Origin of the sequence: Aureimonas mangrovi (assembly GCF_014058705.1) — a bacterium.
GTDB lineage: Bacteria > Pseudomonadota > Alphaproteobacteria > Rhizobiales > Rhizobiaceae > Aureimonas > Aureimonas mangrovi.
Window position 1 is genome coordinate 2,921,749 of record NZ_CP059692.1, and the last position, 14,542, is coordinate 2,936,290.

Below are 14,542 nucleotides of genomic sequence, written 5' to 3' on the forward strand. Positions count from 1 at the left end.
GCAAATGCCGCTAAGGTGCCCGTACCCCGCACCATGAGCGAGTCCGACGATGCTGCGCGCCCTCACCGCAATCTTCCTGTTCCAGCTGGCCGGCGAGCTTCTGGCCGCCAGCCTCGGCCTGCCCCTGCCCGGCCCGGTGATCGGGATGATGCTGCTGTTCATCTTTCTTCTGGTGCGTGGGCGCGGCGGAGCTGGGGTCCCCGCGGGAATCGGCCGCGTCGCGGACGGGCTCCTCGCCCATCTCTCGCTTCTTTTCGTGCCGGCAGGCGCCGGCATCATGCTGCATGTGGCGCGGATCGAGCGCGAGGCGCTGCCGATCGGCGTGACGCTCGTCGTCGCGACGCTCGCCACGATCGCGGCGACGGGCCTTGCAATGCGCTTCCTCAACCGGGGCACGCCGCGATGATCGTCCAGCAGCTTCAGGAGATCTGGGTCTATCTCGCCGCAAGCCCGCTTCTGGCGTTGACGATGACGCTCGTCGCCTTTCAGGCCGCCGACCTTCTCTACCAGCGCGCCGGCCGGCTCGCGCTCCTCAATCCCGTGCTCGTCTCGGTCGCCATGATCGTCGCGGTCCTCGCCCTCACCGGCACACCCTATGCGACCTATTTCGAAGGCGCGCAGTTCGTCCACTTCCTGCTCGGCCCGGCGACCGTGGCGCTTGCCGTGCCGCTCTACCGCCAGTTCGACCGCATCCGCGCGAGCTGGAAGGCGATCCTCGCCAGCATCCTGACCGGAGCGCTCGCCTCCATCGCGGTGACGCTGATGCTCGGCCGCCTCCTCGGTGCCTCCAGCGAGACGCTGGCCTCGCTCGCGCCGAAATCGGTGACGGCGCCCGTCGCCATGGGCATCGCGGAGGCCATCGGCGGGGCGCCCTCGCTCGCCGCCGCGATGGTGGTGACGACCGGTATTCTCGGCGCGGCGCTCGGCCCGGCGCTTCTGAGCGCCATCGGCGTTCGCGACGATGCAGCGCGCGGCGTCGCGCTCGGCACCGCCTCGCACGGCATCGGCACGGCCCGCGCGCTGCAGGAGAGCGAGGCAGCCGGCGCGTTCTCGGGGCTGGCGATGGGCATCAACGCGGTGGCGACGGCCATTCTCCTGCCGCTCGTCTGGCGCTTCCTGTTCTGATTGCCCAAATGAACGCGAGGCGCTAAGACGCGCCCGATCAAGATTTCAGACCCCGCCCGAAGGAGACCTTTAGCGATGAGCGAAGGCTGGACCACACGCGACGCCACCGCCCTTCTGGTGCTGGCCGACGGAACGGTCATCGAGGGTGACGGGCTCGGAGCTGCCGGCGAGGCGCTCGGCGAGGTCTGCTTCAACACGGCGCTGACGGGCTATCAGGAAATCCTGACGGACCCCTCCTACGCGCGCCAGATCGTCACCTTCACCTTCCCGCATATCGGCAATGTCGGCGCCAACGAGGAGGACGTCGAGGACCTGACGCCCGCCAATTCGGTGGGCGCGGTCGGCGCGATCTTCCGCGCCGAGGTCTCGGCGCCCTCCAACTACCGCTCGACGGGCGATCTCGATGCCTGGCTGAAGGCGCGCGGCGTCGTCGCACTGTCGGGCATCGACACGCGCGCCCTCACCGCGCTGATCCGCGAGAAGGGCATGCCGAACGCCGTCATCGCGCATTCGCCGGACGGAAAGTTCGACGTCGATGCGCTGAAGAAGCGCGCGGCCGAATGGTCGGGCCTTGTCGGCCTCGACCTTGCTAAGGACGCGGCGAGCGCCGAGACCGAGGTCTGGACGGAAGGCCCTTGGGCCTGGAACGCGGGTTACGCCGCGAACAAGGCGCCGGCCTACACGATCGTCGCCATCGACTACGGCGCCAAGCGCAACATCCTGCGGCTGATGTCCGGTCAGGGCGCGCGCGTCGTCATCGTGCCGGCCACCGCTTCCGCCGAAGAGGTGCTGAAGCACGATCCCGACGGCATCTTCCTTTCGAACGGTCCCGGCGATCCGGCCGCGACGGGCGAATACGCCGTGCCGGTGATCCGCGAACTGGCCAGGTCGGGTGTTCCGATGTTCGGCATCTGCCTGGGGCACCAGCTTCTGGCGCTCGCGCTCGGCGGCAGGACGCAGAAGATGCATCAGGGCCATCATGGGGCGAACCATCCGGTGAAGGACTTCACCACCGGCAAGGTCGAGATCGTCTCGATGAACCACGGCTTCGCGGTCGCCGCCGATTCGCTGCCCGAAGGCGTCGAGGAGACGCACGTCTCGCTCTTCGACGGCACCAATTGCGGCCTGCGCGTGAAGGACCAGCCGGTCTTCTCGGTGCAGCACCACCCGGAGGCCTCCCCCGGCCCGCAGGATTCGCACTACCTGTTCCAGCGCTTCTTCGACATGATCGACGCGCACCGGGCGAAGAAGGCCGCCTGAGGCCGAACACCTATCCAGATGCAATAAAGGCGCCGGATCGCTCCGGCGCCTTTATTCGTTGAAGCTCCCGGTCTGACGCGGGAGCGGCCTCATGAGAGGCGCAGGAACTTCAGAAGACGAGCAAAGCGCGAACGCAAGCCGTATTCGAAGGTCGCGTGACGATGCAGGTCGTCACGGTCACGGTCGGCACCGGCCGAGGCACGGTGGACGAGGATGTCTGCAAGCATGGCAGTCTCCCGAAATGGGCAAGGCCCCTGCCCGGATGACGGCGAAAGCCGACGACAGTCCGCCTATAAATGCGCACATCGTGCGCCTATTCAAGACCCAAAAGACGCACGAGGTGCATTTTTTCTTGCGGCGGTTCCTTCTCTCGGCTAGGCCACACCCACGAGACGATCCGAGGCGGCGTGCGAGCGCCCGTTTCGACAGGAGGATCCCGTGACGCAGGGAATGAATTCAGCCCGGTTCCGCGAATGGCGGAAGGCTTACGGGCTGAAGCAGAAGGACGCCGCCGACAAGCTCGGCCTGAAGAAGCGCGTCATCCAGTATTACGAGAAGGGAGACCGCGACGGGAAGGCGGTCGAGATTCCGAAAAGCGTCGAACTCGCCTGCCTCGCGCTCGCGCTCGGCCACGAGGGCTACGACGGCGGCCCGGTGCCGAAGGCCCGCGCACTAGAGCGCGTCGATACGACCGGCGACGACATGGCTGGGGACGGCGCGTCCGACGATTGACGCTTTGCCCTTTCGTCCTCGCGTACGCTCGCCTATAAGCCGCTTCTAGCCTGACAGCCGACGTGATCGGACCCGCCCGCGAACCGCGCGGGCCGGGTCTTTCGCGCGCACGAACATGAGACGGACCCGCCATGCCCAAGCGTACCGACATCCAATCGATCCTCATCGTCGGCGCCGGTCCCATCATCATCGGACAGGCCTGCGAGTTCGACTATTCCGGCACGCAGGCCTGCAAGGCCCTGCGCGAGGAGGGCTACCGGATCATCCTTGTCAACTCGAACCCGGCGACGATCATGACCGATCCCGATCTCGCCGACGCGACCTATATCGAGCCGATCACGCCCGAGGTCGTCGCCAAGATCATCGCCAAGGAGCGCCCGGACGCGATCCTGCCGACGATGGGCGGGCAGACCGCGCTCAACACCGCTCTCTCGCTGAAGCGCATGGGCGTTCTCGACAAGTACGACGTCGAGATGATCGGCGCCGATGCGCAGGCGATCGACAAGGCCGAGGACCGCGCGCTCTTCCGCGAGGCGATGGCCAAGATCGGCCTCGCGACGCCCAAGAGCTTCCTCGCCAACGCGACCGAGGCTAAGCACGCCGACAAGCTGGCGCACGAGGAACGCCGCGCGGCGCTGATCCGCGAGATCCCCGCCGGGCACCAGCGCGACGAGGCGCTGGCTGCGATGGAGAACGAGTGGAATCTCGGCGAGAGCGACCGTAAGCAGCGCTACATGACGCGCGCGCTCGGCGCCGCAGCCGAGGGGCTGGAGCATGTCGGCCTGCCGGCGATCATCCGCCCGTCCTTCACCATGGGTGGCACGGGCGGCGGCATCGCCTACAACCGCTCGGAATTCTTCGAGATCGTCGAGGGCGGGCTCGACGCCTCACCCACCACCGAGGTGCTGATCGAGGAATCGGTGCTCGGCTGGAAGGAGTACGAGATGGAGGTCGTCCGTGACCGCGCGGACAACTGCATCATCGTCTGCTCCATCGAGAACGTCGATCCGATGGGCGTCCACACCGGCGATTCGATCACCGTCGCCCCGGCGCTGACGCTCACCGATAAGGAATACCAGGTGATGCGCAACGCCTCGATCGCGGTGCTGCGCGAGATCGGGGTCGAGACCGGCGGATCGAACGTGCAGTTCGCGGTGAACCCGGCGGACGGGCGCCTCGTCGTCATCGAGATGAACCCGCGGGTTTCCCGTTCCTCGGCGCTCGCCTCCAAGGCGACCGGCTTCCCGATCGCCAAGGTCGCGGCCAAGCTCGCGGTCGGCTACACGCTGGACGAACTTAAGAACGACATCACCGGCGGCGCGACGCCAGCTTCGTTCGAGCCCTCGATCGACTATGTCGTCACCAAGATCCCGCGCTTTGCCTTCGAGAAGTTCCCCGGCGCCGAGCCGACGCTGACCACGGCGATGAAGTCGGTCGGCGAGGTCATGGCGATCGGCCGCACCTTCGAGGAGAGCCTGCAGAAGGCCCTGCGCGGTCTCGAGACCGGCCTCGACGGGCTCGACGAGATCGACATTCCCGGTCTCGGCGAGGGCGAGGATCGCAACGCCATCCTCTCCGTTCTGGGCAAGCCGACACCGGACCGGCTGCGCCAGGTCGTGCAGGCGCTGCGCCTTGGTCTGACCAAGGGCGAGGTCCATCAGGCCTGCAAGATCGACCCCTGGTTCCTTGATCGCTTCGAGGCCATCGTGACGATGGAGGCGCGCGTTGCCGAGCACGGCCTGCCGCAAGACGCCGACAACCTTCGCTTCCTGAAATCGATGGGCTTCTCGGACGCGCGCCTCGCCAAGCTCGCCGGCACTGACGAGGCGGCCGTGAAGGCGCTGCGCGACAAGCTCGCCGTGCGTCCCGCCTTCAAGCGCATCGACACATGCGCGGCCGAGTTCGCCTCCCCCACCCCCTATATGTACTCGACCTACGAAAAGCCCTTTGCCGGAGAGCTGCGCTCGGAGGCCGAGGTCTCGGCCGCCCGCAAGGTCGTCATCCTCGGCGGCGGGCCGAACCGGATCGGCCAGGGCATCGAGTTCGACTATTGCTGCTGCCACGCTGCCTTCGCGCTGAAGGATGCCGGCTTCGAGGCCATCATGGTCAACTGCAACCCGGAAACCGTCTCGACCGACTACGACACCTCCGACCGGCTCTATTTCGAGCCGCTCACGGGCGAGGACGTGCTGGAAATCCTGCGGGCCGAGCAGGAGAAGGGTGAGCTCGTCGGCGTCATCGTGCAGTTCGGCGGCCAAACGCCGCTGAAACTCGCCGAGGCGCTGGAGAAGGCCGGCATCCCGATCCTCGGCACCTCGCCCGACGCGATCGACCTCGCCGAGGACCGCGACCGTTTTCAGAAGCTTCTCAACGACCTGTCGCTGCGCCAGCCCAACAACGGCATCGCGCGCTCGGTCGAGGAGGCGCGCGCCATCGTCGAGCGCATCGGCTATCCGGTCGTGGTGCGCCCGTCCTACGTTCTGGGCGGCCGGGCGATGGAGATCGTGCGGCAGGACAGCCAGTTCGAGCGCTACATGAAGGAGGCCGTCGTCGTCTCCGGCAAGTCGCCCGTGCTGATCGACAGCTATCTCTCCGACGCGATCGAGGTCGACGTCGATTGCCTCTGCGACGGCACCGACACTTTCGTCGCCGGCATCATGGAGCATATCGAGGAGGCCGGCATCCATTCGGGCGACTCGGCCTGCTCGCTGCCCGTCCATTCGCTCTCCAAGGCGATCACCGACGAGCTGGAGCGCCAGACCCGCGAGATGGCGCTGGCACTCAAGGTCGGCGGGCTGATGAACGTCCAGTTCGCGATCAAGGGTGAGGACATCTACGTCCTCGAAGTGAACCCGCGCGCCTCGCGCACGGTGCCCTTCGTGGCGAAGACCGTCGGCTCGCCCATCGCCAAGATCGCCGCGCGCGTCATGGCGGGCGAGACGCTGAAGGCTGCCTTTGCCGCCTACGGCGGCAAGCCGGACGTCCAGGGCCTCAAGCACATCGCGGTCAAGGAAGCTGTCTTCCCCTTCGCCCGGTTTCCCGGCGTCGATACGCTGCTCGGCCCCGAGATGCGCTCGACCGGCGAGGTCATGGGCCTCGACACAGATTACGCGCTCGCCTTCGCGAAGGCACAGCTCGGTGCCGGCGTCGACCTGCCGCGCGAGGGATGCGTCTTCGTCTCGGTGCGCGACGGCGACAAGGAAGGCATGATCGCACCGATCCGCCGGCTCGTCTCCCTCGGCTTCCGCGTCATGGCGACGGAGGGCACGCACCTCTTCCTCGCGGAACAGGGCATCGCGTCGGAGAAGATCAACAAGGTTCTGGAAGGCCGCCCGCACATCGAGGACGCCATCCGCAACCGGCAGGTCCAGCTCGTCCTGAACACCACCGAGGGTGCCAAGGCGGTTTCGGATTCGCGCTCGCTTCGCCGCGCCGCGCTGATGCACAAGGTGCCCTACTTCACGACGCTCGCCGGCATGGTCGCAGCCAGCGAAGCCGTGGAGGCGCTGAAGGCCGGGAACCTTGAAGTACGGCCCGTCCAGTCCTACTTCAAAGCCGCTTGAACTCTGCGCGAACGGGGTGTTTCATCCCTGTCGTGAGTGATTCACTTTGAGGGACCGGTTCGCTCGGCGGGCCGGTCCGAACTATATTCGGCCAGGCGCCGAGCAACGAAAGACGAGGTTCCGGCCGCCCGGCCGGCACCATCGCGGGAAGGTGAGGGCATGGATAAGGTCCCGATGACCGTTGGCGGGTTCGAGGCCCTGAAGGAGGAGCTGCGCCGCCGCCAGCAGGAGGAGCGTCCGCGCATCATCACGGCGATTTCGGAGGCGCGCGCCCACGGCGACCTTTCGGAGAACGCCGAGTATCATTCCGCCAAGGAATCGCAGAGCCTGAACGAGGGCCGCATCTCCGAGCTGGAAGACCTCACCGCGCGTGCCGAGGTCATCGACGTGAGCAAGCTCTCGGGCGACCGCATCAAGTTCGGCGCCACCGTCAAGCTCGTGGACGAGGACACCGAGGAGGAGAAGACCTACCAGATCGTCGGCGAACAGGAAGCCGACGTGAAGCAGGGCCGCATCTCCGTCACCTCGCCCATCGCCCGCGCCTTGATCGGCAAGGGCGAAGGCGACACGGTCGAAGTGTCGGCGCCCGGCGGCGCGCGCTCCTACGAGGTCCTCGAGGTCCGCTGGGCCTGACGCCGCAAGGGAGGGCGCGATGAGCGAAACGTCCCGCCGCATCTTCTCGCTGGCCGACTTCCTCGTCTGGGAGTCGGAACAGGAGCGGCGGTTCGAGCTCGTCGACGGTGAGGCGGTGATGATGGCCGGCGGCACGCAGGCGCATGCCCTGATCGCCGCGAATATCGTCTCCGCGCTTCGCTCGCGATTGCGCGGCTCGTCATGCCGCCCTTCCGGCTCCGACATGCGCGTTCCGATCCCGGCGACCGGCAATTCCCGCTACCCGGACGTAACGGTCGACTGCGGGCGCTACGATCCGACGTCGAACGATGCGAGCGAACCGGTGATCCTTTTCGAGGTCCTTTCAGACTCGACCGGGTGGTACGACCAGGCTCGCAAGCTCCGGGACTATGACAACGTCCCGTCCGTGCGTCAGTATGTCTGCGTCTCGCAGTCCGAATGTTGCGTCCCGGTCTGGGAGCGCGATGCGTTGGGTCGGCTCGTGCCGGAGGACGTCCTGCTCGACGGCTCGCTCAGCCTCGCTCTGCAAGACGGTCCCGCCGATCTGCCGCTGGCAGAGATCTACGAGGACGCCGGGCTCCTGCAGGGCTCAGGCAGCCACGCCGTCTAGACCCTTGTCCGGCCCGTTTCTCGACCCTGCCGAAATCCTCGTCGTCGCGCCGAATTTCAAGCGGCGCCTGTCCGGCGTCACCTCCACCATCGTTCAGCTCGTTCCGCTGCAGGCTCGTTCGCTGGGCATCGTCGCCTTCGGGCCGGGCCTGCCGGATACGCTGCCAAAGCTGCGCTTGCGCGATCTGCCGACCCTCTTCCGCACGCCGTCCGGGCGCCCATTCCGCATCTGGCACGCGCGGCGCAATGTCGAGATGCTGCCGGGCATCGTCATGCGCGATGTCCTGCGCATGCCGCTCAGGCTCGTCTTCACCTCCGCGTCGCAGCGCGAGCACACCGGGTACACGCGCTGGCTGATTGCGAAAATGGACGCGGTGATCGCGACGTCCACGCGCACGTCCGCCTATCTGAAGGTGCCCTCGACGGTCGTCACCCACGGCATCGACCAGACGCGGTTTCGCCCGCCGGAGGATCGGATGGAGGCCCGCCGCGCGCTCGGTCTGGATCCGGCGTTGCGCACCGTCGGCTGCTTCGGGCGCATCCGGCACCAGAAGGGCACGGACCTCTTCGTCAACGCGATGATCGATCTCCTGCCCTCGCGGCCCGGCTGGCAGGCCGTGGTGGCTGGCCGCGCCACCGAGGCGCACGGCGCCTTCCTCGCCGACCTCAGGGCGCGCGTGGATGCAGCGGGCCTTTCCGAGCGCATCCGCTTCGTGGGCGAGCACACCGACATCGAGAACTGGTATCGCGCGCTCGATCTCTTCATCGCTCCGCAGCGCTGGGAGGGATTCGGCCTGACGCCGCTTGAGGCGATGAGCTGCGGCGTGCCGGTGGTCGCGAGCGATGTCGGCGTCTTCTCGGACGTCGTTGCCGCCGGCACCGGAGCGATCGTGCCGGCGGACGACCTCCCCGCGATGATCGCCGAGAGCGCGGCCTTCATGGACGATGCGGCGCGGCTGGAGGGCGCGGGCCTCGCGGCGCACGAACATGCGCTCGCCCGCTTCCCGCTGGAGCGCGAGGCCGCCGAGATCGGCGCGGTCTACGAGGCCTTATGGACTTCGGAGAAGTCCGAGGGCTCGAACCGAATCCGGCGGTAATCCGTCCCCGCGAGCCTTCCGAGATGATGCGGCAGGAGCGCGACCTGCGCGCCGAACCGCCGCAGCCGCTGCACTGTCGTCGTCCGTTGCCTGCCGCGCGGGGCCTGAAGATGGCTGCGCCCGTCGATCTCGCCGCTCAAGCCGCGATCTTCCAGAACGGAAAGCTGCACGGCCCCGGCGGGCTCGCAGACATAAGCGAGGAGCCCTGCCCCGTGCAGCATGGCGTCGGCGGGGCCCGCGCGGTCCCCGGCCATCGAGAGAAGGCGTTGCGCCCCTTGCGGCCACACGACGTAGGCGGCCGAGCCGGCCTTGTCGCGCAGGCAGCGCACGGCGCTGACGCCATCGGCCAAAGGCCGCTCGCTGCCGCGCCGCAGGAATCGACGCTTGCCGTAATCCTCCAGGTTCAGGACCTCGATGTCGGACAGCGCCGACGCCGCGGCGAGGACTGCCGGAAGGCGCGGCGAGAACACCGCGTCATCCTCGAGGATCACCGCGGGCGCGTCCTCGCGCACGACGCGCTCCCATTGCCCCTTGTGCGAGAGAAAGCAGGCAACCTCGCCGGCGCTCATCGGTCGCTGCCATGATGCCGCGAGGCGCGCGAGCTCGCCGGGGTCGATCTCACCACCGTCGACCGCCCGCACACGCTCCATCGCAAGGCCGTGCCGCTCGCCCTGCCGCTCCATGAAGGCGCGGCGCTCGGCGGCGCGGTCGAGATTGATGAAGCGGATGGGAAGCACGCCGGTCAATCCCGCCAGAAGCCGGGCGTCAGAAGGATCAGCACTGTGACGATCTCCAGTCGCCCGACGAGCATCAGGAAGGACAGGATCCAGAGCGAGCCGTTCGGCAGGGCCGCGAAATTGCCCGCCGGGCCGACAAGCGGGCCGAAACCGGGGCCGACATTGCCGATCGCCGAGAGCGCGGCGGAGAAGGCGGAGATGAAGTCGATGCCGAACAGGGTCAGGAGAATCGTGCCGGCGATCGTCAGCGCGAAATAGAGAACGATGAAGATGATCAGCGTCTCGATGGCGAGCTGCGAGATGTCCGAGGGCCCGTATTTCAACGGTTGGATCGAGTGCGGCCGCAGGAGGCGCCGGAAGTTGGCGCGCACCAGCGTGAACAGAACGATGATGCGCTGCATCTTGATGCCGCCGGAGGTCGAGCCGGCACAGCCGCCGATGAACAGGGCCGGAAGGAGGATGCCGAGCGCAGCCGTCGGCCACAGCATGTAGTCCTGCGTCGAATACCCCGTCGTCGTGATGAGAGAGACGAGGTTGAAGAAGCCGGTCAGCAGGGCGGTGGGCACCGGCACGCCTTCGATGAAGTGGCGCACGGCCGACAGCATCAGCCCCAGCACGAGGCAGGTGGCCAGGAAGGCGAAGACCTGCGGATCGCGCCAGCGCTGCAGGGAGCGCGGCAGGAAGAAACGGATGTACAGGACCGCCGGCAGCGCGCCGAGGATCATGAAGACGAGCGCCACCAGAAGCACGCTTGGCTGGTCGTAATGGCCGAGCGAGGCGTCGTGGGTGGAGAAGCCTGCCGTCGTCACCGTGGTCATGGCATGATTGACGGCGTCGAACAGCGTCATCCCCGCCATGTAGTACGCCGTCGCGCAGGCGAAGGTCAGGCCGCAATAGACCCAGACGAGCGCCGTCGCGAGCTGCGAGAAGCGCGGCAGCAGTTTTTCCGAGCGGTCCGAGTTCTCCAGCTTGAAGAGGAAAACGCCGCCCGATTTCAGCTGCGGCAGGATGAGGATCATCATGGCGACGAGGCCGACGCCGCCCATCCACTGCAGGAGCGAGCGCCAGAAGAGCAGGCCGCGCGGCATGTCGTCGAGCCCAACCAGCGCCGTGCCGCCCGTCGTGGTGATGCCCGAGACCGATTCGTAGAACGCCTTCTCGAAGGAGATCGGCACCTCCGAGAGATGGAACGGCAGCGAGCAGATGAAGGCGGCCGTCAGCCACACCGAGGTGACGAGCAGGAAGCCGAGGCGCGGCGAGGCCGAGAAGCGCCCTCCCCGCGTGCCCACCGCCACCAGTGCGCAGATCGAGGAGACGATGGCGCTGACGCCGACGAAGACGACCCAGTCGTCGTTGCCGTCCACATGGTCGATCAGCGCCGGCAGCAGCATGGCGCCGGCCAGCGCCAGGCCGAAGAGCGAGCAGACGTGGGCGACGGTCCTGAAGATGGAAATGCTCTCCGATCGGCTCGTGCCCGGCATGAGGCCCGGCCACGCCGGGCCGGGCTCTCTTACATGATGATGCGCGAAACGAAAACGTCATCGCCACCGTGTCTCAGGCGGCGATCCCCTGTCGGTCGCACAGGCCGCGATAGAGGCCGTCCGCCTGCGCCAGAAGGTCCTGATGCGTTCCGTCCTCGGCGATGCGGCCGCGATCAAAGACGAGGATGCGGTCCAGATCGCGCACGGTGGACAGACGGTGCGCGATGACGAGCGCGGTGCGGCCGGCCATCAGCCGCGTCATCGCCGCCTGGATCAGCGCCTCCGATTCCGAATCGAGGCTCGACGTCGCTTCGTCGAGGATCAGGATCGGCGCATCGGCCAGGAAGGCGCGCGCAAGCGCGATCCGCTGGCGCTCGCCGCCCGAAAGCTTCACCCCGCGCTCGCCGACCAGCGTGTCGTAGCCGAGCGGCAGGCGCTCGATGAAGCGGTCTGCGCTGGCCAGTTCCGCCGCGTGCTCGATCTCGGCGCGCGTGGCACCGGGTCGGCCGTAGGCAATGTTGTCGCGCAGCGAGCGGTGGAACAGGATCGGCTCCTGCGGCACGATGGCGATCTGCCGGCGCAGGGTCGCCAGCTTCACGTCCGCGATGTCCTGCCCGTCGATCACGATGCGCCCGCCGGTGACGTCGTAGAGCCGCTGGATCAGCTTGACGAAGGTCGTCTTGCCCGAGCCCGAATGCCCGACGAGGCCGACGCGCTCGCCCCCTTCGATCGTCACCCACAGATCGTCGTAGAGCGGCGTCGCGTGCTGTCCGTAGCGGAAATGCACGGCCTCGAAGCGGATTTCGCCCGCACTCACGCCCAGCGTTCCCGCCTGCGGCGCGTCCGCAACGCCGGGTGTCTCCTCGTAGAGATCGACCAGCTCCTCCATCTCGTTGACCGAGCGCTGAAGGTTGTTCACATGCATGCCGATCTCGCGCAGGTAGCCGTGCACCACGAAGTAGGTCGTGAGGACGTACGTCACGTCGCCAGGGCTCGCGCGCCCCTCAGCCCACAGCCACAGGGCCGTCGCGGCGATGGCGATGCGCATCGTCCACAGAAGCGCGTTCTGGATCGTGCCGGCATAGGTCGCGCGCATCCAGGCATGGCGCGTCATCCGCCGCCAGCGGCCGACGGCGAGCGCCAGCCGTTCTTCCTCGCGCGTTTCGGCGCCGAAGGCCTTGACCACGGCGTTGCAGGCGAGCGCATCGGCGAGGACACCGCCGACCCGCGTGTCCAGCCGGTTGGCGACGCGCGCCGCCGGCGCGACGTAGCGTGTCGACAGGAGGATCGTCGCGATCACGTAGGCGCCCGCCCCCAGCGCCGTCACCAACCCCATCACCGGCCACGTCCAGCCGAAGAGCGCGACCGTGCCCACCAGCACCACCGCGGAAGGCAACAGCGCCAGGAGAAGGATGTCGTGCAGGAGGTCGAGCGACCAGGCGCCGCGCGTGATCTGGCGCACCACCGAGCCCGAGAAGGCATTGGCATGCCAGTCCGTCGAGAAATGCTGCACGCGCCCGAACCCCTCGCGGGAGACCCTGGACATGATGCGCAGGGTGAGCGGGATGACGAGGCTCCAGGCGACATGCCGGAAAAGGAGGAACGTCACGCCGAGACCGACCATCGCGCCGAGCGCCGGCAAGGCGGCGGAAACGCCAGCAGCCGCATCGCCCGGATGAGCGGCGATCGCATCGACCATTCGTCCCGCAAAGACCGGCACGAGAATGTCGGCGATTGTCGCGACGGTGATCGTCACGGCGATTGCGCCGACCAGCAGGCGCTCGCGCGCCCAGTTGGAGACGGTGAAGGCGAGGACGCGGCCAAGCGCGGAGGCGCGCCGGCGTTTCTTTGAGATCATGGCAGCGATTCCCCGGACCGGCGCCCATCTGGTGCGGTCCGTTTCGAACGCATCGCGGCGCCCTCATGGGCTGCGGCGGGAGCGTCGATGTCCTGGAGGGGCCCTGTCGGGCCAGGCGTTTGTTCCGGGCGGCGCGCGGGTCAGCCGCGGCGCGGGAACGAGCCGGTGGAGCCGGCCGGGCGGAGAGTTGCTGGTTCAGCCATGCGTGCTCTCCTTCTCGTCCAGGGGCCCCAGGGGAATGATTTGCCCATACCATCGGGTAGCGGCCCGCCGCAAGGCCTGTGGATCGCCGGACAAGCTCCGGCGCGCAGACGGCGCGCGTGTTGTGTCCCTCCGGCCCCTCACCTATTGAAGTTCGACATCGCGCCGCCGACCTTCGGGGCACGAAGCGACAGCCATCCGGGAAGCGCCATGACCGAACGCCACGCCGAAGTCCTCGTCATCGGGTCCGGACCTGCGGGCTACACCGCCGCGATCTACGCCGCGCGTGCGATGATGAAGCCCCTGATCGTCGCCGGCCTGCAGGAGGGCGGCCAGCTCACCATCACGACCGATGTCGAGAACTATCCCGGCTTCCGCGATCCCATCCAGGGTCCGTGGCTGATGGAGGAGATGAAGGCGCAGGCTCTGCATGTCGGCGCCGAGATCGCCTCCGACCTCATCGTCGACGCCGACATCTCGAAGCGCCCCTTCCGCCTCACCGGCGACAGCGGCACCGTCTACACATGCGACGCGCTGATCGTGGCGACGGGCGCGCAGGCCAAGTGGCTCGGCCTCGATTCCGAAGCCTTCTTCCAGGGCTTCGGCGTTTCGGCTTGCGCCACGTGCGACGGCTTCTTCTACCGCCAGAAGGACGTCGTGGTCGTCGGCGGCGGCAACACCGCCGTCGAGGAGGCGCTGTACCTCGCCAACATCGCCAGGACCGTCACGGTCGTGCATCGCCGCTCGGAGTTCCGCGCGGAGCGTATCCTGCAGAACCGCCTGATGGCGCTCGACAACGTCAACATCGTCTGGGATTCCGAGATCGCGGAGATCGTCGGCGCGCACAAGCCGATGAAGTCGGTGACCGGCGTGAAGCTGCGCCATCGCGAGAGCGGAGAGATCACCGAAGTCGCGGCGGACGGCGTCTTCATCGCCATCGGCCATGCTCCCGCCACCGAACTCTTCCAAGGCAAGCTCAAGCAGAAGCCGGGCGGCTATCTCTGGGTGGAACCGGGTACGACGCGCACTTCCGTCGAGGGCGTCTTCGCGGCGGGCGACGTTGCGGACGACGTCTACCGGCAGGCCGTCACCGCGGCGGGGCTTGGCTGCATGGCGGCGCTGGAGGCCGAACGCTGGCTTGCGGAAACGCGCATTTCCGAGGGCGCCCGGCAGGCAGCCGAGTAAAAAACTGCCTATGCGGCAGGCTGAAATGCCTGTTGCGCATCCTTTAGACAATTGGCATGCA

Annotated in this window: 13 protein-coding genes; 9 read left to right on the forward strand and 4 right to left on the reverse strand. The window is 67.6% G+C overall.

Annotation, left to right across the window (positions count from 1 at the left end):
• Positions 1 to 49 precede the first annotated feature (49 nt).
• The 3 genes from H1343_RS14065 to carA all read left to right on the forward strand — a co-directional run bounded on the left by H1343_RS14065 (position 50) and on the right by carA (position 2,385).
• Entirely contained in the window at positions 50 to 406 is a 357-nt protein-coding gene (locus H1343_RS14065) for a CidA/LrgA family protein (protein ID WP_185983477.1), read from the forward strand.
• Positions 403 to 1,125, forward strand: a complete 723-nt coding sequence (locus H1343_RS14070; protein WP_185983478.1) for an LrgB family protein — start codon at positions 403 to 405, stop codon at positions 1,123 to 1,125. The genes H1343_RS14065 and H1343_RS14070 overlap by 4 nt, the downstream gene beginning before the upstream one ends.
• Positions 1,126 to 1,200: 75 nt before the next feature.
• Positions 1,201 to 2,385, forward strand: coding sequence for a glutamine-hydrolyzing carbamoyl-phosphate synthase small subunit (carA, locus tag H1343_RS14075; RefSeq protein ID WP_185983479.1), 1,185 nt, complete (start codon positions 1,201 to 1,203; stop codon positions 2,383 to 2,385).
• Positions 2,386 to 2,474: 89 nt separating this feature from the next.
• Here carA and H1343_RS14080 read toward each other — a convergent pair whose 3' ends face one another.
• Positions 2,475 to 2,612: a hypothetical protein gene (locus H1343_RS14080; RefSeq protein WP_185983480.1), complete on the reverse strand. Its 138-nt coding sequence runs from the start codon at positions 2,610 to 2,612 to the stop codon at positions 2,475 to 2,477.
• Between the two features lie 211 nt (positions 2,613 to 2,823).
• Here H1343_RS14080 and H1343_RS14085 point away from each other — a divergent pair, with 211 nt between their 5' ends.
• The 5 genes from H1343_RS14085 to H1343_RS14100 all read left to right on the forward strand — a co-directional run bounded on the left by H1343_RS14085 (position 2,824) and on the right by H1343_RS14100 (position 9,019).
• Positions 2,824 to 3,117 (forward strand): helix-turn-helix domain-containing protein, encoded by a 294-nt coding sequence (locus H1343_RS14085; protein ID WP_246333099.1) that lies wholly within the window; start codon positions 2,824 to 2,826, stop codon positions 3,115 to 3,117.
• Between the two features lie 131 nt (positions 3,118 to 3,248).
• Positions 3,249 to 6,680, forward strand: coding sequence for a carbamoyl-phosphate synthase large subunit (carB, locus tag H1343_RS14090; RefSeq protein WP_185983481.1), 3,432 nt, complete (start codon positions 3,249 to 3,251; stop codon positions 6,678 to 6,680).
• Positions 6,681 to 6,839: 159 nt separating this feature from the next.
• Positions 6,840 to 7,313: a transcription elongation factor GreA gene (gene greA / locus H1343_RS14095; protein WP_185983482.1), complete on the forward strand. Its 474-nt coding sequence runs from the start codon at positions 6,840 to 6,842 to the stop codon at positions 7,311 to 7,313.
• A gap of 19 nt (positions 7,314 to 7,332) precedes the next feature.
• A complete protein-coding gene (locus H1343_RS17035) occupies positions 7,333 to 7,923 on the forward strand; it encodes a Uma2 family endonuclease (protein ID WP_246333100.1) in 591 nt (196 codons plus the stop codon).
• 4 nt (positions 7,924 to 7,927) lie between these two features.
• Positions 7,928 to 9,019 (forward strand): glycosyltransferase family 4 protein, encoded by a 1,092-nt coding sequence (locus H1343_RS14100; RefSeq protein ID WP_246333101.1) that lies wholly within the window; start codon positions 7,928 to 7,930, stop codon positions 9,017 to 9,019.
• Here the strand turns inward: H1343_RS14100 and H1343_RS14105 are convergent.
• The 3 genes from H1343_RS14105 to H1343_RS14115 form a co-directional block, all read right to left on the reverse strand.
• Positions 8,962 to 9,756, reverse strand: a complete 795-nt coding sequence (locus H1343_RS14105; protein WP_185983484.1) for a glycosyltransferase family 25 protein — start codon at positions 9,754 to 9,756, stop codon at positions 8,962 to 8,964. The genes H1343_RS14100 and H1343_RS14105 overlap by 58 nt on opposite strands.
• A 5-nt stretch (positions 9,757 to 9,761) precedes the next feature.
• The gene (locus tag H1343_RS14110) at positions 9,762 to 11,159 is read right to left on the reverse strand and encodes a TrkH family potassium uptake protein (protein ID WP_185985680.1); all 1,398 of its coding nucleotides are present in this window, start codon (positions 11,157 to 11,159) and stop codon (positions 9,762 to 9,764) included.
• Between the two features lie 151 nt (positions 11,160 to 11,310).
• Positions 11,311 to 13,095 carry an ABC transporter ATP-binding protein gene (locus tag H1343_RS14115; protein ID WP_185983485.1) on the reverse strand — a complete coding sequence of 595 codons (1,785 nt, stop codon included), beginning with the start codon at positions 13,093 to 13,095 and terminating at the stop codon, positions 11,311 to 11,313.
• Between the two features lie 411 nt (positions 13,096 to 13,506).
• Between H1343_RS14115 and trxB the strand changes: the two genes are divergently transcribed.
• The gene (trxB, locus tag H1343_RS14120; RefSeq protein ID WP_185983486.1) at positions 13,507 to 14,481 is read left to right on the forward strand and encodes a thioredoxin-disulfide reductase; all 975 of its coding nucleotides are present in this window, start codon (positions 13,507 to 13,509) and stop codon (positions 14,479 to 14,481) included.
• The last annotated feature ends 61 nt before the right edge of the window (positions 14,482 to 14,542 follow it).

Excerpts from the sequence above, each read along its gene's own strand:
- H1343_RS14065 (WP_185983477.1), top strand. The coding sequence starts at position 50 with ATGCTGCGCGCCCTCACCGCAATCTTCCTGTTCCAGCTGGCCGGCGAG.
- H1343_RS14070 (WP_185983478.1), top strand. The coding sequence starts at position 403 with ATGATCGTCCAGCAGCTTCAGGAGATCTGGGTCTATCTCGCCGCAAGC.
- carA (WP_185983479.1), top strand. The coding sequence starts at position 1,201 with ATGAGCGAAGGCTGGACCACACGCGACGCCACCGCCCTTCTGGTGCTG.
- H1343_RS14080 (WP_185983480.1), bottom strand. The coding sequence starts at position 2,612 with ATGCTTGCAGACATCCTCGTCCACCGTGCCTCGGCCGGTGCCGACCGT.
- carB (WP_185983481.1), top strand. The coding sequence starts at position 3,249 with ATGCCCAAGCGTACCGACATCCAATCGATCCTCATCGTCGGCGCCGGT.
- greA (WP_185983482.1), top strand. The coding sequence starts at position 6,840 with ATGGATAAGGTCCCGATGACCGTTGGCGGGTTCGAGGCCCTGAAGGAG.
- H1343_RS17035 (WP_246333100.1), top strand. The coding sequence starts at position 7,333 with ATGAGCGAAACGTCCCGCCGCATCTTCTCGCTGGCCGACTTCCTCGTC.
- H1343_RS14115 (WP_185983485.1), bottom strand. The coding sequence starts at position 13,095 with ATGATCTCAAAGAAACGCCGGCGCGCCTCCGCGCTTGGCCGCGTCCTC.
- trxB (WP_185983486.1), top strand. The coding sequence starts at position 13,507 with ATGACCGAACGCCACGCCGAAGTCCTCGTCATCGGGTCCGGACCTGCG.